The following is a 19,456-nucleotide window of genomic DNA, read 5'->3' as shown; positions in this document are numbered from 1 at the left end:
CGAAGGTCAGACGGTCCAGTACAGGCTGGCCAGGCCGATCGGAGTGGTTCATCGCGTAATGGAGCAAACCTGATTATTATTGACTGCCCGCCAGCTTATGTGGCGCTCTCGGACGAGGATGTTACTAAGCACATAGCGATCTGTCGATAATGATTCGACGATTCAGATGAATAGCCGTAATAGTCGGACACATTTGCTGTTCGACGCGGCAGATTGAATGCAGCGGGAAGGTGAATCGAAGCCGGTCAGCGGCGGCAAACCGCCAGAAAGCAAATGCGTCGCAGCGGATGAACCGAAAGCTGCCCGTCATACCGGCGCGCTGCTTCGTCTTGACGGTTGTTGCGCGCGCAACGTTGATCGTTCGACCCATACGCGGACGCGAGGAGCAAAGAGAATCATGACGCAATACGATCCAGTCGCACGGCAGCGCGATATTTCGAAAGAAATGCATATCGGCGCCGAGTTCGACGCCCAATATGAAATCGAGCGCCGGGTGGCTTTTCTCGCGGGTTATCTGCGCAGCAGCGGCCTGAAAACATACGTGCTCGGGATTAGTGGCGGCGTGGATTCGACGACCGCCGGCCGGCTCGCGCAACTCGCGGTCGAACGGTTGCGCGCCGAACATTACGACGCGCACTTCGTCGCAATACGTCTGCCTTACGGCGAACAGAAAGACGAAGCCGATGCGCAACAAGCATTGCGCTTCATTCGCGCGGACCGGAATCTCGCCATCGATATCAAACCCGCGGCCGATGCCATGCTCGCTGCGCTGGATCACAGCGGCGTGCGGTTCAAAGACGAATCGCAACGGGATTTCGTGCACGGCAACACCAAGGCGCGCCAGCGCATGATCGCGCAATACGCGGTGGCCGGTGCGCGAGCCGGCGTGGTGATCGGCACGGATCACGCAGCCGAGTCGGTGATGGGCTTTTTTACGAAGTTCGGCGATGGCGGCGCCGATGTGCTGCCGCTCGCGGGGCTCAACAAGCGTCGAGTGCGCGCGGTGGCCAAGGCGCTAGGCGCACCGGAAGCGTTGGCGCACAAGGTGCCGACGGCCGACCTCGAAATGTTGCGTCCGCAACGGCCCGATGAAGACGCGTACGGCATCCCGTATGACGCTATCGACGATTTTCTGGAAGGCAAACCGGTCAGCGATACGGCGCGCGCCACCGTCTTGCGCTATTACGACGCCACCCGTCACAAGCGGGCGCTGCCCTACACGCCGTTCGATTGGCCGGGGGAGGCCAGCGAAGATTGAGAAAGTGATGGGTGTGCAGGTGTTACGCCGAATGCAGCGAAGTGGGTGTATCGGCCATGCGCGAGCCGAAGCGCGCCTGTTTCGCTCGCCACACTCAGGCTTGCACGATCGTGTGCGTGTCCGGACGCGCCAGGTCACCCGGCTGCGGGCGGTTCGTCGGTGAACAGATCGGCGCTGGCCTCCAGCGCCAGCCCGCCTAACTGCTTGCCTTGTATCTGACGCGCGATGACTTCGCCCACATACGGCACTTCGGCGTCCAGTTCGACCGTGGCGTACGCGCCCGGCTTGCCGGCGTCGACCACCTCGATGTTCTTCGCGTAATGCCCGAGTTCGTGCTTGAGGAATTCCCGCACTTCCTGCTCGCTGCACGACTCCGCGATGTTGCGAACGATCAGGTTCATGCGGCCTACCCTCGGCGCGCGTTGCGCTCCGTGCCCTGGACGCGCACGGGGCGCAAAGCGGCACGCTGTTTCGCCTGTGCAGCAGCGACTTGGTGGAGTAACGCGGCGCCAGCGGCACCCAAAGCGGCCAATGACAGATAAAAGGCAAGCATTTAATTCTCCCCTGCGAATTTCGTCCTGTGTTCAGGATAGCCACAAATCACAGCAAAAGCGATGTGACACAGCGACGTCAAAACGGACCTGAAACCTCCGTTAATGCACTGTACCTGAATAAGCGGCGTCAAAAACAGCAAAACAGCGCTTCATTTCCCGGTACAGACCCGGCAAACGCGTCAAACGTGGGCCGTGGGCGCTAAACCCGGCCGCTACCCACGCATCGCCACGGCATCCTGCGGGGGACGTGCGCAAAAGGCGGGCTGATCGTCGCGATCAGTCCGCCGCTTGCACATTGGCCGCGCTCACCCACCACGCGTTCTTGCCCTGCGGCAACTGAACCAGCACCGCGGACGGATCGTCGACGCCGTCGTCGGCAACTTCGCATACCGCGAGACCGTCAGGCAGGCGCTTCACCTCGCCCGCCGACTGGAACAGCGCAATACGTTGCGCGCTCAACGGCCGCAACTGACGGTACACGTCGAAGCTGATCGCCGCGGGCACATCGCCGCGAATCTGCAGCGTGTCGGCCCGCCCGCAGCGCACCGGCTCCGCAGCGGAGGCGGCGGCGCTGCCGAACAGGCAGCTAAAAGAAAGCGCCATGACGGCAAGACGCGAACGGATCATGATGATTCTCCAGAAAGAAAGATGGGGGCAGGCCTGCGAACTGCAAGCCGTGCGCATGAACGAAATGGTGACGCAGGCGAAGGGACCGCCTTCACGGCGGGTTATCGTGTCCGGCGCCGCGGCCCGTTTCACCGCCGGCGGCGACATCGAGCCGGCTCACGTCGCAAGACGTCTGGCTGAAGCCCGAATAAACCGCCGACCAGTTGCCGAGAATCGCGGCCTGCGCTTCGGCGAGGCTCAATTTGCCTTCGCAGACGCAGTGCTTGAGCATGACCGCCGCACGGGCCTTGCGGCGCTCGCCCTGTTGCCCCGCCCACGGCAGGAGATCGAGATTGGAAGGCGCGTCCGGCGAGCCGCCGAGCACGATGGGCACGCGCCGGTCGAGCGCAAACGCGGCGCCATTGTCCGCATCGATGCCGCGCGCGGCGAGCAAGCGGTCTTTGTGCGCCATCAGTTCGTCGAACGGCGGAGCGACCGCGTCGGCGTAACCGGGTCGGCAAATCGTCTCGCCCACCGATCGCTGGGTAACGCGTTCGTCCAGCATGCCGGCGCCCTGTGCGCGGGCTTCCCCCATGCACAGCGTGAAGAGCGCCGCGAGGCCCACTGCGAGCGCCATGCGCGCGCCGCGCCGAGGGCGTGCAGCGCGCCGTTGGCGCGCAAGCGCCGGCATAGCCGTTTCGTACGTACTGCCGCTGGGGTCGCCGAAGTGGTGAGTGCGACGCCTGTGTGCGATGCCTGCGTTCATTCGTCGGCGCACCGGGAGCGGCACGCAATAGTTCAATTCGCAGACTAATTAAAACACATCCAATATGCTTAAGTAAAAAAGCCTGTCTAGGCGCGCTGCGCGCACAAGCCGCATGTGGCGGATTTCACAGTCCGCCGGAAGCCGCGGCGGCGCTACTCGCGCGCGCTGCCCATGCCCTACCTCACAAGGCCCGCTCTACTCGCCGCGCGCGACACCCGGCATTGCGCGCGCGACGCGTCTGAGACGCCCCGCGTCAATGCGCCGCTACTTCTGCACCCGCGCCTGCAGAGCGCGAATACGGCTCACCGCCTGCGTATCGGCCACCGTCGCCTCGTACATCTTCGCGAGGTCGGCCTTCAGCGCGGTGCGCGATCCACCGTCGAGATAGACCATATGCCCCGACGGATAAAAGCGCGCCGACAGGTTCTGCCGGACCTGCTGGCTGAGCAGCGGCATTTGCTGCAGATCGAGCACGGTCTGATAAAACGGCGTCACGTAGTCGAAGAAGCCATTGGCCGACAGCACCTTCAGATCGGGATTGAGCGCCATCACGGCGGCGAGGTCGCCGGCGGTGTAGAGGATGATGTTGCCCTTCGCGTCCACCCCCTTCTGCGCGCCGGTCGGATCGATGTGACTGAAGTCCCAGTACTGGAAAGCCTGATCGTTCAGGTCGGTGAACGACGAATTCGACGTGTACTTCAACTGCTCGTTCAGATACACGTTCCACATCGTCGTGTAGACGCCGGTAACCGCCGTCATGGTCGGGTCGTTGCCGCCGGAATTCGGATCGATCTTGCCGGCAATGCCCGTGCCGATCGCCGTCACCCGGCCGTCGTACTCGCCGAGCGCGAGCCCCTTGGACTTGAGCAGCGTAGTGAGGAAGAGCGAATTGCCCCGGCTGTCGTACGACGCGATATCCAGACTCCAGGCGATCAAGGTGGTCTTATCGATGCCGGTGTATTCGCTGAGCTTTTCGACCGTTGCCGAATCGGTGGCTGGAAATTTACGCAGCGCGGCCAGGTAGTCGGTGCGCGCGAATTGCGCTACTTCCTCGGCGAACGTGCCGAGATCGGTCGGCCGCGGCGCGATGCCGAGCTTCTTGTGATACCAGGCGTCCGCGGCCGCCGTGGGCAGCACTCCGACCGGGTTGCCGGATTGCGTGTAGTCGAGAATCGACGATTGCAGCGTAATGCCGTTCAGATCGACGCCGTCTTCGTGCAACCGGTACGCCAGCACGCAACTTCTCGCCGTGCCGTACGATTCGCCGAACAGGTACTTCGGCGAATTCCAGCGGTTGTTTTTCGTCAGAAAGCGCTTGATGAACTGCTTGATCGAGTCGGCATCCTGGTCGACACCCCAGAAGTCGCGGTTCTTCTTCGGTGCGATGGCCGCCGAGTAACCGGTGCCGACCGGGTTGATGAAGACGAGGTCGCTCTTGTCGAGCAGGCTGTCCGGGTTGTCTTCCATCGAATACGGCGCGGGCGGCGTGAAGCTCGGCATCGAGGTCTTGATGCGGCGCGGCGCGAACGAGCCCAGCAGCACGAACACCGACGACGACCCTGGCCCGCCGTTGTAGAAGAAGGTCACCGGACGGGCTTCTTCCTTCTGGTTGTCCTGCGTGAACGCCACGTAGAACATCCTGGCTTCCGGCTGTGAACTGCTCGGGTCGACGATCACGAGGTGTCCCGCGGTCGCCGTGTAGTTGATCTTGCTGCCGCCGATGGTGATGGAATGATGCGTGATCGCGGCCGTCTCGGTGATGTCGGTGACGGAATCGTCCGGCCCGTTGCCGTATGCGACCGGATCGAAGAACGGATGATCTCCGGCTTTGTGCGGCGTGCTGGCCGCCGCCGGTGCAGCCGAAGGGGAGTTGCTCGACGACTGCGGACTAACGGAAGCAGACTCGGTGTTCGTCATGATCGCTCCATGGGTTCGTTCACGTCCTGCACATGGCCCCGAGCGGATCTGCTGCGAGGCGTGTGTTGCTGACTATAGTGCGGCGGCCACCTTCTGGCCATTGGGACTGCCGAGGCCCGTGCAGGCATCCCAGCCCGCCGACGCCACGAAGCTGCCGTTGTTGCCTTGCGTAATGTCGTTGCACACGCCCGGCGTCTTGTACAGCCTGGGATTGATGAAACCGGCCGGCTGCCCCTTGGCCGCATTGATTCGCGCGATCAGCGCCGCCCACAGCGGCGCGACCGCGCTGGTGCCGCCCACCACGGTCTGCGTGCCGTCGATCAATACGCTGTAGCCGGTCAAAGGAGAAGCGTCGCCGGCCACGTCCGGCACGCCGCGCCCGCCAAGCGCCTTCTTGCCGCCGCTCGACGACGTGGCGGACAAGCCGTTCTGCCACACCGGCGCGGTAAAGGCCTGGCTCACGCCGCCGCCGCTCGCGCCCCCCTGGGCGCCGTCGTTCCACACCACCTCGTGCGAGATCGACGTGCCCGACGCGGTGAGGTTCGTCCCACCGCAGGCCAACACATACGGACTCGACGCAGGGAAGTCGACCTGGTCGCCACCGCCCGCGCCGTCGCTCGAACCGCTGTCGCCCGACGCCGCGCACACTGTGACGCCAAGCGCCGCCGCTGTCTGCAGCACGCTGTTGAAAGCCTGCAGCGACTGGCTGGTCCAGTTCGCCTCCGGGCCGCCCCAGCTGATCGAAATCACCGACGGTTTGTTGGTCGCGTCGTGCACCGCGCGACTGACCGCGTCGATGAAGCCGGCGTCGCTGTTCTGCGTGAAATACACCGCAATCTTCGCGCCGGGCACGATGGCGCCGACGATCTCGATATCGAGCGTGACCTCGCCGTCCGGCCCGTTCGGATCGCCGCTCGGCTGATTGCTGCCCTGATCGACGCCGACCGACTTCACCGTGGGCGATGCAACACCGAGGCTCGCGAAATAAGACTTCAGATCGGCGGTGTTATAGCCGCCGCCCAGCTCGATGATGCCGACGCACTGGCCACCGCCGTCGCCCTGCGGAAAATGATAGAGCGAGGCGAGCTGCGGCGGCGTAAAGGAAACCTGCGGGCCACGGGCCGGCTGGAATGGCGGCCGGATGCGAAAGTGCGGCCGCGCCTGCGGGCGATTGTCGAGGCCCATCACGGCTTGCACCACGTCGCGCAGGTCGTCGGGCACGCTGATCGTGCCGGTGCGGCCGCGGAACTGGCCGGCCGTATGATGCTCGTAATGTTCCAGGTGGACGGCGAACGCGGTCTGAAACTGGGCAATCGTGCCGCCCAGCACGACCGAGCGCGCGGCCGGATCTTCGCGCACCACCGTCAAACCGTGCTGGGTTGCGAAAGCCTTGACCTTGGCGATGTCCTCCGGCGCGGCGCCGTAGTCTTTTGCGAGCGCCTCACGCGAGAGCGGCTTGACATTCGGGTCGCCGGCTTCGATCTTGCTCATCAGCGCGTCGAATTGCGCCTGTTGCTGACGGCGCAACATGACGAACACCTCGATCCGCTCCGCCGGATCGCATTGCCCCACGACTTTCGAACCCTGTTCCACTGTTCGTTCACTGCCTGGCAGCGGATGCTTGTTGACCATGGTGTCGACTCTCCAGTTAGCGTGACGGCGCATTCCACGCAGTGGGCCCAGCACGCCACGCGCCTGCACAACCTCATTGCCTGAAGCCGGCGGCAAGTTACTGATTCAGGGACTTCGTCAAACCGTCCGACCAATCCATTGCAACACAGTTCCGGCGCGCGCGGCAGTTGTCCGAATGGCTAACGCCGCGCTGCATCGATGCGCACACCCGGCCGCTCGCGCTATGATGCTGCAGCGGCAATCCAGCCGTTACGTTGCCTCGCGCGCCGTCCGCGCGCACGATCAAAGAATCAGAGGAAGCCCCATGTCAATTTCGATGTATCAAGCATCACTGCCCGTGTTGATCCGCGGCCTGACAAACCTGCAGGTCATTCTGGGCAAGGCCGAAGCGCACGCCGCCGAGAAGCAGATCGAGCCTTCGGTGTTCACGACCGCCCGGCTCGCCCCGGACATGCTGCCGCTGGTGCGCCAGGTCTATATCGCGAGCGACACCGCGAAGGGCTGCGCCGCGCGTCTGGCCGGCGTCGAAGCGCCGAAGTACGACGACGTCGAACAGACCTTTGAAGAACTGCATGGCCGCCTTCAAAAGACGATCGATTATCTGAAGGAGTTCAAGCCGGCACAGATCGACGGCTCGGAAGAACGCGAGATCACGCTGAAAATGCGCACGGGCCCGATCGAGTTTACGGGCCTGTCGTATCTGCTCGGTTTCGTGCTGCCGAACTTCTATTTTCACGTCACCACGGCCTACGACATTCTGCGTCACAATGGCGTCGAACTCGGCAAGCTCGACTATCTCGGAGGCATCAAGTAAAGCGCGCGGCCGCATGACCTCGCGGCCTGTGCGAACGCGGCTTGAACGTCGATGAAAGACGTTTGGGGACGAGGCAATGGCGCACGAGCCTCGCCTCCCGCCTGCTCAAACGCGCGGCTGGAACGCGATGATCGCCATGCCGGCCAGCGTGAAGGCGACGCCTGCCGCGTCCCACAGCGTGGGCCGCACCTTGTCGACGCACCACAGCCAGGCAATCGCCACGGCCACGTACACACCGCCGTAAGCCGCGTAGACGCGGCCCGCGGCGGTCCCGTGCAGGGTCAGGAGCCACGCGAACAACGCGAGGCTGAGCGCACCCGGCACGAGCAGCCAGATCGAACCGCCCTCTTTCAGCCACCGCCACGGCAAATAGCAGCCGAGAATTTCAGCAACGGCGGTCACGGCATAAAGCAGAAAAGTCTTCATCGATAGAGGCGAGCAAGGGATTGTGATGCCACTGACAGTGGGCGGCGCTCTATCGGCTTTATTAACACAATCACTTTGCGCGTGGGCACGGCGCGTGCGAGAGTTTTCAGATCCTTCTTTTAATTGCCCTTCGCCATGAGCATCGCGTCACCCTGCATCGACATCTGCAAGTTCGACAGCAAAACCGGTTTCTGCATCGGCTGTCTGCGCACCCGCGACGAATGCAAAAGCTGGAAGAAAATGAAAGACAAGCAACGCAGGAAAATCATCGAGGACCGCTCGCGGCGCGAGCATAAGCTAAGCAAGTAAGCCGCGCCGCCAACCCGTGGAGCCGCGCGACGCGCGGCGATCCTCGTCATGCCGCCGCGTCAGTCCAGGGAAAGCCGCAACGCAAAGCCGATCAACGCGGCCGAAAAGGTCCAGCGCTGCAGCGTTTGCGCGAGCGGATGGGCCCGCATCCAGTTGGCGATCCGGGCGGCGCCGATCGCATACATCACGTCGAAACACGCGCCGACGGCGAGCAGTACCAGCCCGAGCTCGACCATCTGCACGGCCACCGGCCCCGCCTCCGGGCGCACGAACTGCGGCAGCAGCACCGAACAGAACAACAGCGCTTTCGGGTTCAGCAAGTTAGTCAGCAGACCTTTGACGAACGCGGTCCGCAACGGGCGCGACTCGCCGCGTGCGCAAACGCCCGCGCTGTCGCCATCGGGCAGCGCGAACACCGGCGAGCGAAAAATCTGGATGCCCACCCACGCGAGATAAACCGCGCCGCCATAGCGCACCACGTCGTATAGCCAGGGCGCGCTGCGCATCAGCGCGGCCACGCCGCACGCCGAGAGCGTGACGTGCGTGGCGCGCGCGAGCCCCAGCCCGCCGGCGGCGGCGAAACCGCTGCGCGTGCCGCGGCCGATACTGGTTTGCAGCACCAGCGCCATGTCCGGGCCGGGCACGGCATAGACGACGAAAAGCGCTGCGATATAGACGGCCAGCAGGTGTACGGAAATCATCAAAACCTCCTGTTTTTCACGGCTCTATCTTGCTATTGCCGGCGGAGGGTTTGTTGGCGAATTACCGGCCGGGTGACTTCGTATTTGGCGGAATACGCTAACATTGTGCTTTAAGCTCACGCTTTCCCCCAATCCTCGATCAGCATCACCGAGCCATGACAACCGACCTCGACAAGACCGACCGCGCGATCCTCGCCGCGCTGCAGAAAGATGGCCGCATGTCGAATGCGCGGCTGGCCGAAACGGTCGGCCTGAGCGAAACGCCGTGCGCGCGGCGTCTCAAGCGCCTCGAAAACGACGGCTATATCGACCAGTACCGCGCCATGCTGTCGCGCTCCGCGCTCGGCTTCGGCGTGGTGGCTTTCGTCTATGTGCGCTTTGCCGTGCACGACCGGGCGGTCGCGACGCGCTTCGAGCGCGAGGTGCAGGCCATCCCGCGGATTCTGGCGTGTCACAACGTGTCGGGCAGCGCCGATTACATCCTGCAGGTAGTGGCGCGCGACCTCGACGACTACGGCACGTTCATGCGCGACGAGATGCGCAGCCTGCCTGGCGTGACATCGGTGGAATCGGCGCTATCGTTGCGAGAGATAAAGGCCGACGGCGGCTTGCCGCTGTCCTGAACGCGAACGTGGCATAGTCACGCCTTTGAAACGGCGCGAGCCGACTGGATTAAACGGGAGTTTTCATGGATCACGAACAGGCGCGAGCCGAAGAAACCGCCGCGATGGCGCGTGTATTGACCGCGACGCAGCGGGTGCAGTCGGCGTTCGCGTCGCTGCAGTCGCAATTCCCGCCGGCTGGCGGCGGCAAGCCTTCGCAATTCGCGCTGCAAACCTTCGACGCCGCGCTGCAGGAACTCGAAGACGCGCAAGCCGCGTTCGACGAATTGCTCGGCGACCTGCTCGACGGCAATCGTTAAAGCGCAGCCGGGCGCGGCTCGCTTACGGCCCTTCCACTTCAATGACCGGTTCGCAGAGAATCGGAAAGTTGACCGAGTTCGCGATATAGCACTTCTCGTGCGCGACGTGATGCAGATGCGCGGCGAGTTCGACGTCGCCGCCCGCCCGAATCACGACCCGCGGGCGCAGCACGATACGTGAAAAGCGACCCTGCTTCGGATCGTCGAGCATGGTGCCTTCGGCGTCGTCGCGATAAGCGGTCACAACAATGCCGGCATCCGAGCACAGATGCAGATACCAGAGTTGATGACAGGCGCTGGCCGAACCAACCAGCAGATCTTCCGGATTCCAGCGTTTGGCGTTGCCGAGAAAAGCCGGGTCCGACGACCCGGGAAGCTCGGGTTTGTTGCCCGCGGCGATCACATGATCGCGTCCGTAATCGCGGTATCCCGAAGTGCCGCTGCCGCGATTGCCGGTCCATTGCACCGATACCTTGTATGTGTGCTCGCCGTACGCCATGCCAACCTCCTTGTGTTTTGAATCCGCTCCGGTTGCTAAGGCGAGCATTTTATACGCGGCTATCACGCGACGAACGCGCGCCGCTTGCTGACTAATTCGGCGGCAACGGCCTGCCGGCGAGATGCGGCGCACGCGGGTCCGGGTTCTCGTTCAGGCTCGTGCCGTTTGCGCGCATGTTGCTGAGTGCGGGGCCGCCCCCCGCAGCGCCCGTCCTTCCCACGGCCGGTGGCGCACTCGTGCCGGCGCCCGTCCCCAGCCCCGTTCCCGGCGCACCGCCCGTGGCGTTGCTTCCGTTCGACTGCATGCCGATCACGCCTGTGCCTGCATTGGCCGGCTGCGCGCACGCCGCTGCAGCGAAGCCGATCATCAATGCCCACACGGCAGTACTGCCCTTTACTGTCTTCATAGCCACTCCGTCACATCGTCGAATTGCGCGGCCGCGACTTCAGCAGTGCGGACCGCTCACCCATATGACGACGCCGCGCCCGCTTCGTTCAGAACTGAAAATCGGGGCCCGACGAACGGATGCGCGATAATCGACGGCTTTCTTCCCAGACCGCCTGGATGACTTCGGTGCCTTCGACAACCCACGCCCCGTTCGCCCCCTTTGCACCCTTCGCCCCCTTTCAGGAGCTCGCCCAAACCCTCCTGCCGTACGCGTGCGACGACAACGGCGATGCCGCGCACGACACCTCGCATCTGCAACGCGTCTGGAAAAACGCCGCGTCGATCCACGCGGCAGAAGGCGGCGACGCGCAGGTCCTGTTCGCGGCGACGCTGCTGCACGACTGCGTAGCGGTCGAAAAGAATTCGCCGCTGCGCGCGCAGGCATCGAGACTCTCGGCGGAAAAAGCGGCGCGCGTGCTGGCGTCGCTCGGCTGGCCCGAGGCGAAAGTTCGGGCGACGGCGCACGCAATCGAAGCGCACAGTTTTTCAGCCGGCGTCACGCCGGCCACCGTTGAAGCGAAAACGCTGCAGGACGCCGACCGGCTCGACGCGATCGGCATGCTGGGTGTGGCGCGCTGCTTCTACGTCGCCGGGCGGATGGGCCGCGCGTTGTACGACCCGGCCGATCCGCACGCGGCGCAGCGTCCGCTCGATGACACGCGCTTTACGGTCGACCATTTCCACACCAAGTTGCTGAAGCTGTCCGCCGGGTTTCAGACGGCGGCGGGCGCGCGTCTGGCCGGCATCCGTCACGCCCGTCTGCAGCGTTTCCTCGACGAATTCAGCGACGAGATCTGAGCGTCCAACGCCGCCTCCCAGACGCAACCGGGCGCGCGGATCGCCGGACGCATGCACGTTTGCGACCGCATTGAGACGGCACATCCGGCGATTCACTGCGCGCTTCGCGAACCCGTGGCAGGATTCATCGGCTGCCGGCTTCCAAAAAGGAATAAGACGGCCGCCGTGCGCGTTATGATCAATCGTTATGCCAGATACGGCTGATCACACACGATGGAGCACGCCTACGTTCAACTCCTGCATCTGCTGGCCGGCCATCCGGGCTGGACACTCACGGTCGTTTTCCTCGCGGCCTTTCTGGAGGCCGTCGCCGTTATCGGCACCTTCATTCCGGGCAGTACCGCCATGTTTCTCGCCGGAGCGCTGGCCGGCACCGGCTCGCTCAGTCTCGGCTGGGTGTTCGTGTGGGCAATCGTAGGCGCGATTGCCGGCGACGGCATGAGCTTCTGGCTCGGCAGCCGCTATAAAGACCGGATCGTCCAGTTCTGGCCGTTCTGCAAACACCCCGAAGTGCTCGAGGCCGGCCACCGTTTCTTTCGCAAACATGGCGCAAAGAGCGTCGTGCTGGCGCGCTTCATCGGCCCGTTGCGGGCCATCGTGCCGGTGGTGGCGGGCATGCTGCGCATGCCGCCGCTGCGTTTCTACGCGATGAACGTGCTGTCGGCGCTGGTCTGGGCGCCCGCGCATATCCTGCCGGGCATGATATTCGGCGCCTCGGTGCTGCTGGCCGGCGCGGTGTCGTTCCGGCTCGTCGTCATCATCGCGCTGCTGGTGGGCATCATCTGGCTGAGCTTTCGCGGCGCGCGCGTTCTGCTTTCGCATGCCAACGCGTGGTCGAGCGCGGCCGGCCGCCATGTGGGAAGCTGGGCCTGCCGGCACCCTGGGCTGTTCGGCCGTTTCGCGCGGAAAATGCTCGACCCCGAGACACCGGACGCCAGCAGCATCCTGCTGGCGTCGCTGATCGTACTCGGATCCGGCGCGCTCTTTTTCGGCGTGCTCGAAGACGTGCTCAGCGGCGATCCGCTGACGCGTGTGGACCTTTCCGTCTATCACTTTCTGCAATCGGTACGCACACCCTGGAGCGATACCGTTCTCGCGGGTCTCTCGACGCTCGGCAGCAGCATCACGCTCGCGGTACTGACCGTGACGGTCGTGATCTGGATGCTGCTGGAACAGCGCTGGCGCACCATCGGCTACTGGCTCGCGGCGGTGCTGTTCTCGCAGTTGCTGATCTTCGCGCTGCAATTCGCGATGCACCGCGCGCCGCCCAATGAACTGATGGTCGGCGCCTATGTGTTTCCGAGCAATCACGTCGCCGCGACCGTTATCGTGTACGGCTTTCTCGCCTTCCTGCTGGCGCGCCGGGTCGGCATGCTCGAGGGCGTGCTGGTGGCGGCCGCAAGCACGATCGTCGTGATCGTGGTCGCGCTCGCGGGACTCTACTTCGGCAGATACTGGGTTTCCGACGCGATCGGCGGCGCCGCGCTCGCGTACGTCTGGGTGGCGATCGTTGCATTGACAGCCATGTGGCGGCACCCGGAGACGCCGCCCGAGCGCGCGTTCATGCCCGTGGTGGTGCTGCTGGTCATGCTGGTCAGCGTGGGCGTGCAACTCGGGCTCGCCATGCCCGCAGCGCCGCCGGACAGCGCGCTGCGCCCGCCGCCCGTGCTGGTCACGCAGGCGCAGTGGACGCTGTCGGTGTGGCAGCGCCTGCCGTGTTATCGCTCGGATATGGGCGGCGACCGCAAGGAGCCGCTCACGCTGCAGTGGGCCTCGAGCCTCGATTCGATCCGCGGCCAGTTGCGCGCCCAAGGGTGGGTGGAGGGCACGGACGTGTCGGCGCACAGCCTGCTCTCGCTCGCTTCGCCCAACGTGGCGGCGGTGTCGCTGCCGGTCTTGCCGAAGCTGAACAACGGCGTGCCGTCTTCGCTCGTCTTCATGCGTCCGGGCGACACGCGCGACGAACGCGACGTGCTGCGCTTCTGGCCCAGCGGTTATGCCGTGGAGAACGGCACGTCCACCACACCGTTGTGGGTCGGCGCTTTTGCGCACGAACGGCTGTCCCGGCCGTCGTGGCCCATCAACATTCTGCGGGTCGACAGGGCGACGACCTCGTTCGACGCGCACGCCCGCTCCGGCGGGAATCTCGGCGCGGCGATCGTCGGCAAGGTGAGTTGTCATGGCGTGCCGGTGTCGCTGCTCGCCTCGCCGGTGGAGTGAGCACATTCGCTGTCATGACGGAGAAATTGCCCTGCGCTCAATCAGTTAGCCCGACTGGCCAGGACTTGTCCACAAGGATATGAACATTTTCTGTGGGTAACTTTTGCTCGAGGCGGGCATCCGGAATTCGGCCTCGACGCCCATTCTGCGCAATGCGAACCAACAGACGGGCACGCTGTATTAGTTTTCTCTAGAGTTGAAGGGTTGACCATCAATTGTGTCGGTCGACTGTCGCGCTGATTCTCCGGCGTGAGTTCAATCAAAGGGAAAATCAAATGAGAACCTCTGTTCACCACAAAGTAATAACCAATCCCGACGAGCCAACCGGCATTCGTCACCTTCAAAATAGCGCCCCCCTGGCACTCAAACACACCATCACCCCGGAAGAGATCCGCGATAACCTGCCTGCGGGTCAAGGCGGAGTGGGGTTTCTATTTCACGCTACCGACTGGGATACGCTTTCGTTTTCATTTCATAACGTCAAGACCAGAAACGCGTCTTTTGAAGAAGAACTCTGGCAAACCAGGCCTTTCATTGCATCGCCGATCTATTCAGGATCTCAGATCATCGGGGCCAATATTGCCTGTCCGGTTCCTCTCGAGATGTGGCTGGGAAGCCCGCGCGGCATCAAGCGATTCCGCGAGACGCAATTTTTCCCGGCACTGGAACTGGCAAGGCAAGCGGGCTTGAACATGGTGGCGATGGGCGCTTCCACGCCTTATGCCTGCAACTACGGCGCACTGCCGCGCGATACCAGACCGCCGCATATCACCACCGGCCACGCCGCCACCGCGGCGATGCTGAAAGACTGGGCGATGCACTGCTGCAATGAACTCGACCTCGAATTCGGCAAGACGAAGCTGGCGCTATTCGGCGCCGCGGGCCGGCTCGGCACGACGGTAGCCAAATACGCGCTCTATAAAGATGCACCGCGCGAACTCGTTTTGATCGACCTGCCGGACAAGGTGAACCTGCTCACCGAGCAAGCCAAAGAGTTGATGGCCTCGGACCTGCTCGGCAGGACCCGCGTTTCGGTGCACACCTTCAGTCCGAACACGCCGTTGCCGGAGTTCGACGGCGCCATTCTGGCGAGCAGCACCAGCGTGCCCTACCTCACCGCCGACGACCTCAAGCGCGCGCAGTTCTGGATCGACGACTCCCATCCCCGGGCGGCGAGCGTCGAGGCTGAACTCGCGTCACGCAGCCATACGCTATATATTGAGTGTTTCGCTCGTGGCCCTGCCGGACTCAATACCACCTTCCCGTTCCGGCTGCCCACCACGCGCGATTGCTATACCTGTTTCGCCGAAGGTTATTCCGCCTGGCAGGAAGGCATTGCGTCCGACTTCATTATCGGCAGCCCGCCCGTGTGGTCCGTCTCCTACACGCACAGTCTGCTGAAGAAGTACGGTTTCGCGGTCGGGCCGTTTCATGGGAAAAACGGTTCGCCGATCACGCTGGATGCACAACTTCGCGGCAAGCATGAATTGATGGGTTCGTAGACGTCACTGGAGGCCTGATGGTCATACCGCGCGAGAGCATGCGGGACGTGCTGGAAAGAAGCCGGTTTGCAATACGATGGGGCGGCGCACTGGGCCTCCTGTGCCACCCCATCTACTACGTAGTCTGGACCTATGTCCTGCCCCAGCCTTACGACAACCTCCCCCTGCGGCTGAGTGCGGCGCTCGTCTGCATTCCCTTGATTTTCCAGGCGCATTGGCCAAAACGGTTCAATCATTACCTGCTGATTTACTGGCATTGCTGCCTGATCTACGTATTGCCCTTCGTTTGCACCTTCCTCGCGATCAGAAACTCATTCTCCACCATGTGGATGATGACCGAGGTCATGATGATCTTCATTCTGGCGCTATGCATCGACAATCCGCTTTTGCTGATGGGCTGCATCGGCATTGGCGTGTTTTCCGGCGCGCTGGCCGCGGTGCTCAGTTCCCCGGTGCCGATCGTGGTGAGCGCGGCCGATCAGTCGAATCTCGCGGTGCTGCCGGTGGTCGTCCTGTGCAGCATGGCCTTCAGTCATGCCATCAGCAAAGGGCGCATCTTCGTCGAAAAGAACCGCGCGTTGCAGGCCCTCGCGGGTTCGATCGCCCATGAAATGCGCAATCCGCTCAGCCAGCTGCGCTATGTGCTGGATCGCGTGGAAGAAGCCCTGCCTTCGACGGCCAGAACCAACCCTTCGCCGGCGCTGCCGCGCGAGAACGCCGGCGAGTTGTATCGCCATCTCGCGCATGGCCAGTTGTCGATCGAGCGCGGCCTGCGCATCATCGCCATGACGCTGGACGAAGTCAGCGCCAAGCCCATTCGCCCGGATTGCCTGACCTATCTGAGCGCGGCGGGCACCACGCGTAAGGCGCTGGAGGAATACGGCTTCGGCGACGAAACAGAACGCGACAAGGTCAGGCTGGTCGTGCGGGAAGATTTCACCTTCAAGGTCGACGAAACCGTCTATCTGTTCACGGTGTTCAATCTGATCAAGAACGCGCTGCAGCACATCGCCGCGCAGCCGGCGGCCACGCTCACGCTGACGGTCGAACAACAGTCGGTCGTGGTTCGCGACACCGGCCCGGGCATCGCGCCCGAGATGCTGGCGCATCTGTTCGAGCCGTTTCGCACGGCGGGAAACTCGGGCGGGACAGGACTGGGACTCGCCTACTGCCAGCGCGCGATGCAAGCCTTCGGCGGCAGCATTGCGTGCCGCTCGGAACTCGGCAAGTTCACGGAATTCACGCTGCAATTTCCGGTCGTCCCGAAGAGCGAAGTCGCGGAGCACGAGCGGCGGATTCTCGAACACGCCACGCCGTTCTTCAAGGGCAAGCGTATTCTCATCGTGGACGACGACGCGGGTCAGCGCGCAAGGGCCTCGCGGGCGTTATCGAAGGTAGGCGCCCACGTGAGCGAGGCCGAAAACGGCGCGATCGCATTGACCGTGCTGCGGGAGTCCATTCCCTACGACCTCGTGTTGATGGATATCAACATGCCGGTTCTGGACGGCTACCGGACCACCGAGACCATTCGCGCCGGCCACGGCGATCCGAGCTGGAATGTCCTGATCGCCGCGTACACCGCGGAGCCCGGCACGGTGGTGCGCGTGCTCGCACGGCGAGCCGGCATGGACGAGATCATCAGCAAGTCCTGCAGCGTGCTCGAATTGATTACGGCGCTTCAGGCGCTGTTCGAAAACGGCAACCGGCACCATCTGAACCAGAAATCCGACGCGTTCACCGGCAAGTCGATCCTGGTGGCGGACGACGACACCTACAGCCGGCTGGTGGCCAAAGGCTATCTGGAGCGATGCGGCGCGAGCGTCGTCGAGGCCGACCATGGGCAGGCGGTTCTCGACCATCTGCAGCGGGACGGTGTGATCGACGCCATCGTCATGGATATGAATATGCCGGGCATGGGCGGCGTGGAAACGACCGAGTTGATTCGTGCCCGCGCCGACGCGTATGCCGCCGTGCCGATCATTGCCCTGACCGGCCAGGCGGACATCAAGGCGGTGCAGGCGTGTCTGGCCGCGGGCATGAACGAAGTCATGATAAAGCCGCTGCAAAGCGGCTCGCTCTACGCGTGCCTTGCGCGGCAGTTCGCACACCAACGCGGCGAGCCCGTTCCCACCCCAGCCGGTGCGCCGGCAACGCCGGCGCCCACGCCGGCCGGCACGCCTGCCATGATGACGGAAGGCGAACTGCTCGACGAAAAGCACCTCGAAGAATTGGCGTCGCTCGAGCTGCTCGACGACTCGTTCCTCAAAGGCATCGAGCAGATTCGCCTGCTCGTGGCGCGGCTTGCGGTCAGTGTCGCAGCCGTGGACCTCGAATCGACACAGGGCGCGCTGCACCTTCTGCTCGGCGTCAGCGGCAACATTGGCGCAAGGGCGCTGCATCAATTCGTCAGGCAGATTTACGCGCGGCTGGTGGAAGGCGGATGGCCGGCGCAAGCGGATTGGCTCGCGCGCATCGACACGTTGAGCGAGCGTTCGACCCACGCGCTGCAGGCCTATTTCGCTTCAGCCAACGCACGCCGCGAACACCGCGATCTCTTACGCGACGAATGGCCATGAAAGCCGTTCGGTCTCATCGCGAGGCCAACTGAGTGTCCGACGGTTCCTCGTCGCCCGTGGCGTGCAGGCGGCCGTTGGAACCGGGAAAGCCCATGGTCACCGTGGTCCCCGCGCCCAACGTGGATTCGATCCGCAGGCAGCCGCCAAACGATTGCATGATGCGGTTGCAAAAGATCATGCCCATGCCGTGGCCGCCGGCTCCGGAGTGAGTGGTGACCGGATCTTGCAGCAGACGCGCTTTTATCTCGGGCGCGATCCCCGGCCCGTTGTCGCGAATACGGATCTCGGGCTCGGGAAAGGCCACGACCTCCACACGCAGCGACGGCGCGCTTCTGCCGTCGAGCGCGCGCAGTGCATTGGACAACAACGAAGACAAGACGAGCGCCACGCAATTGGGCATGGCGTGCACGACGAAATCCCCCTCCACGTCGACCTTGACCCAATCGCGCTGCGACGCGACAAATGGATAAGTGTCGAGCAATGCGGCAATCAAACGGGTTGCTCTGACCGCGCGCGTGGCGCCGCCCGACGCGGACTGCTGGCCGCCGCTCTTGTGCACGGTCGCCCAGAACGACGAGATCAAGGTCAGGCAATACTGCGCGTTGTTCAGCATTGAAGTGGCCGCGAGGCCGATCTCCCGCTGGCGCTGCGGATCGTATTGCGCGGCCACGTCGTTCTCGACCGAGCGCGCGCACAGCGAGATCGTCGCCAGCGGTGTATTCAGTTCGTGGGCGAGGAAAGCGAGTGTCTCGTCCATCGCGAGGAGCCGCTGCTGACGCGTTTCCCGTTCCGTGTAGCGCGCGGTCGCCAGTTGCAGGACCTCGCGCACCATGTCCGTTCGCAGCGGCTTTTCGAGGATGCGGAACACGTCGCCGGTATTGACCGTCTGCAGCAGCATGTCCTTGTCGGCATAGGCGGTCACGAGAATGCGCACGATCTGCGGATACGCCTGCGCCACCTCGCGCAGCAGGTCGTCGCCATCGCGGCCCGGCATGCGGAAGTCGGTCACCAGCACGGCAATCTCGGCGCCGTACCGGCTGAGCACGGTCATCGCCTCATCGGCGTCACGGGCGACGTGCACGTTGTAGTCGGCGCTCATCGCGCGCGCGAAGTGGTTGCGCGACATCTCATCGTCGTCGACGAAGAGAATGGAAAACGGCGGCTGCATGGTGTCACTCATCGCATTCCTGGCGAGTCGAAATTGATTGAAGCCCACTTCGCAGCGGCTAGCCAGACAGGTTTTCCGGAGGCGAGCGCCGGGACGATTCGAGTTGAAAGTATAGGGTATCGCGCTGCGCGAAAAGGTGAAACACCTGTGGAACACCGCGCGGCGTCATCGGCATATCCAACATGCATTCGCACCGACGGCGCAGCGGCGATCCTGTTGCGTCGAATTACGCCGTTACACCTGCGCCCGCCGCGGCGGCCCGGCCCGCTGGCCGTAACAAACCGAAAACTCCTTCCAGGCGATGTCGCGAGAATTGGCGCCACAGTCGGATAGACTCTGCT

Annotated in this window: 19 protein-coding genes; 9 read left to right on the top strand and 10 right to left on the bottom strand. The window is 63.6% G+C overall.

The annotated features are described in order from the left end of the window. Positions 1-397 precede the first annotated feature (397 nt). Positions 398-1,258 (top strand): ammonia-dependent NAD(+) synthetase, encoded by an 861-nt coding sequence (gene nadE / locus CJU94_RS20300; RefSeq protein ID WP_095420530.1) that lies wholly within the window; start codon positions 398-400, stop codon positions 1,256-1,258. A gap of 134 nt (positions 1,259-1,392) precedes the next feature. On the opposite strand, the gene CJU94_RS20295 is transcribed toward nadE, so the two are convergent. The 5 genes from CJU94_RS20295 to CJU94_RS20275 all read right to left on the bottom strand — a co-directional run bounded on the left by CJU94_RS20295 (position 1,393) and on the right by CJU94_RS20275 (position 6,733). After that, the gene (locus CJU94_RS20295; RefSeq protein WP_095420529.1) at positions 1,393-1,659 is read right to left on the bottom strand and encodes a hypothetical protein; all 267 of its coding nucleotides are present in this window, start codon (positions 1,657-1,659) and stop codon (positions 1,393-1,395) included. A gap of 429 nt (positions 1,660-2,088) precedes the next feature. Next, a complete protein-coding gene (locus CJU94_RS20290) occupies positions 2,089-2,439 on the bottom strand; it encodes a hypothetical protein (RefSeq protein WP_095420528.1) in 351 nt (116 codons plus the stop codon). A 91-nt stretch (positions 2,440-2,530) separates the two neighbouring features. Then, positions 2,531-3,184 carry a hypothetical protein gene (locus CJU94_RS20285; protein WP_095420527.1) on the bottom strand — a complete coding sequence of 218 codons (654 nt, stop codon included), beginning with the start codon at positions 3,182-3,184 and terminating at the stop codon, positions 2,531-2,533. A gap of 264 nt (positions 3,185-3,448) precedes the next feature. After that, on the bottom strand, positions 3,449-5,101 hold the full coding sequence (locus tag CJU94_RS20280; RefSeq protein WP_095420526.1) for a S10 family peptidase: 1,653 nt from the start codon (positions 5,099-5,101) through the stop codon (positions 3,449-3,451). 72 nt (positions 5,102-5,173) lie between these two features. Further along, positions 5,174-6,733, bottom strand: coding sequence for a S53 family peptidase (locus tag CJU94_RS20275; RefSeq protein WP_095420525.1), 1,560 nt, complete (start codon positions 6,731-6,733; stop codon positions 5,174-5,176). A gap of 304 nt (positions 6,734-7,037) precedes the next feature. Here CJU94_RS20275 and CJU94_RS20265 point away from each other — a divergent pair, with 304 nt between their 5' ends. After that, positions 7,038-7,547: a DUF1993 domain-containing protein gene (locus CJU94_RS20265; RefSeq protein WP_095420523.1), complete on the top strand. Its 510-nt coding sequence runs from the start codon at positions 7,038-7,040 to the stop codon at positions 7,545-7,547. 105 nt (positions 7,548-7,652) lie between these two features. On the opposite strand, the gene CJU94_RS20260 is transcribed toward CJU94_RS20265, so the two are convergent. After that, the gene (locus CJU94_RS20260) at positions 7,653-7,973 is read right to left on the bottom strand and encodes a YnfA family protein (RefSeq protein WP_095420522.1); all 321 of its coding nucleotides are present in this window, start codon (positions 7,971-7,973) and stop codon (positions 7,653-7,655) included. A 135-nt stretch (positions 7,974-8,108) separates the two neighbouring features. Here CJU94_RS20260 and CJU94_RS20255 point away from each other — a divergent pair, with 135 nt between their 5' ends. Further along, the gene (locus CJU94_RS20255) at positions 8,109-8,282 is read left to right on the top strand and encodes a DUF1289 domain-containing protein (RefSeq protein WP_095420521.1); all 174 of its coding nucleotides are present in this window, start codon (positions 8,109-8,111) and stop codon (positions 8,280-8,282) included. Between the two features lie 59 nt (positions 8,283-8,341). On the opposite strand, the gene CJU94_RS20250 is transcribed toward CJU94_RS20255, so the two are convergent. After that, entirely contained in the window at positions 8,342-8,983 is a 642-nt protein-coding gene (locus CJU94_RS20250; RefSeq protein WP_095420520.1) for a LysE family translocator, read from the bottom strand. Between the two features lie 155 nt (positions 8,984-9,138). Between CJU94_RS20250 and CJU94_RS20245 the strand changes: the two genes are divergently transcribed. Beyond that, on the top strand, positions 9,139-9,606 hold the full coding sequence (locus CJU94_RS20245; RefSeq protein WP_095420519.1) for an Lrp/AsnC family transcriptional regulator: 468 nt from the start codon (positions 9,139-9,141) through the stop codon (positions 9,604-9,606). A 65-nt stretch (positions 9,607-9,671) separates the two neighbouring features. Then, positions 9,672-9,905: a hypothetical protein gene (locus CJU94_RS20240; RefSeq protein ID WP_095420518.1), complete on the top strand. Its 234-nt coding sequence runs from the start codon at positions 9,672-9,674 to the stop codon at positions 9,903-9,905. A 22-nt stretch (positions 9,906-9,927) separates the two neighbouring features. Here the strand turns inward: CJU94_RS20240 and CJU94_RS20235 are convergent, their stop codons facing one another. Together CJU94_RS20235 and CJU94_RS20230 are read right to left on the bottom strand one after the other, a co-directional pair. Continuing rightward, a complete protein-coding gene (locus CJU94_RS20235) occupies positions 9,928-10,404 on the bottom strand; it encodes an OsmC family protein (protein ID WP_095420517.1) in 477 nt (158 codons plus the stop codon). A 91-nt stretch (positions 10,405-10,495) separates the two neighbouring features. Next, positions 10,496-10,810 (bottom strand): hypothetical protein, encoded by a 315-nt coding sequence (locus CJU94_RS20230; RefSeq protein ID WP_095420516.1) that lies wholly within the window; start codon positions 10,808-10,810, stop codon positions 10,496-10,498. Positions 10,811-10,977: 167 nt separating this feature from the next. On the opposite strand from CJU94_RS20230, the gene CJU94_RS20225 reads away from it, so the two are divergent. The 4 genes from CJU94_RS20225 to CJU94_RS20210 all read left to right on the top strand — a co-directional run bounded on the left by CJU94_RS20225 (position 10,978) and on the right by CJU94_RS20210 (position 17,947). Further along, complete coding sequence (locus CJU94_RS20225) at positions 10,978-11,649, top strand: HD domain-containing protein (RefSeq protein WP_244221037.1); 672 nt, start codon at positions 10,978-10,980, stop codon at positions 11,647-11,649. Positions 11,650-11,862: 213 nt separating this feature from the next. Next, positions 11,863-13,869 (top strand): bifunctional DedA family/phosphatase PAP2 family protein, encoded by a 2,007-nt coding sequence (locus CJU94_RS20220; RefSeq protein ID WP_095420514.1) that lies wholly within the window; start codon positions 11,863-11,865, stop codon positions 13,867-13,869. A gap of 275 nt (positions 13,870-14,144) precedes the next feature. Continuing rightward, positions 14,145-15,371 (top strand): hypothetical protein, encoded by a 1,227-nt coding sequence (locus CJU94_RS20215; RefSeq protein ID WP_095420513.1) that lies wholly within the window; start codon positions 14,145-14,147, stop codon positions 15,369-15,371. A 17-nt stretch (positions 15,372-15,388) separates the two neighbouring features. Then, positions 15,389-17,947: an ATP-binding response regulator gene (locus CJU94_RS20210; protein ID WP_095420512.1), complete on the top strand. Its 2,559-nt coding sequence runs from the start codon at positions 15,389-15,391 to the stop codon at positions 17,945-17,947. A gap of 13 nt (positions 17,948-17,960) precedes the next feature. Here the strand turns inward: CJU94_RS20210 and CJU94_RS20205 are convergent, their stop codons facing one another. Then, positions 17,961-19,127 carry a hybrid sensor histidine kinase/response regulator gene (locus CJU94_RS20205; RefSeq protein WP_095420511.1) on the bottom strand — a complete coding sequence of 389 codons (1,167 nt, stop codon included), beginning with the start codon at positions 19,125-19,127 and terminating at the stop codon, positions 17,961-17,963. Between the last annotated feature and the right edge of the window lie 329 nt (positions 19,128-19,456).

Source organism: Paraburkholderia aromaticivorans, assembly GCF_002278075.1.
Classification (GTDB): Bacteria; Pseudomonadota; Gammaproteobacteria; order Burkholderiales; family Burkholderiaceae; genus Paraburkholderia; species Paraburkholderia aromaticivorans.
The sequence above is the reverse complement of the archived record's forward strand: the minus strand, read 5'-3'. Positions and strand labels throughout refer to the sequence as shown.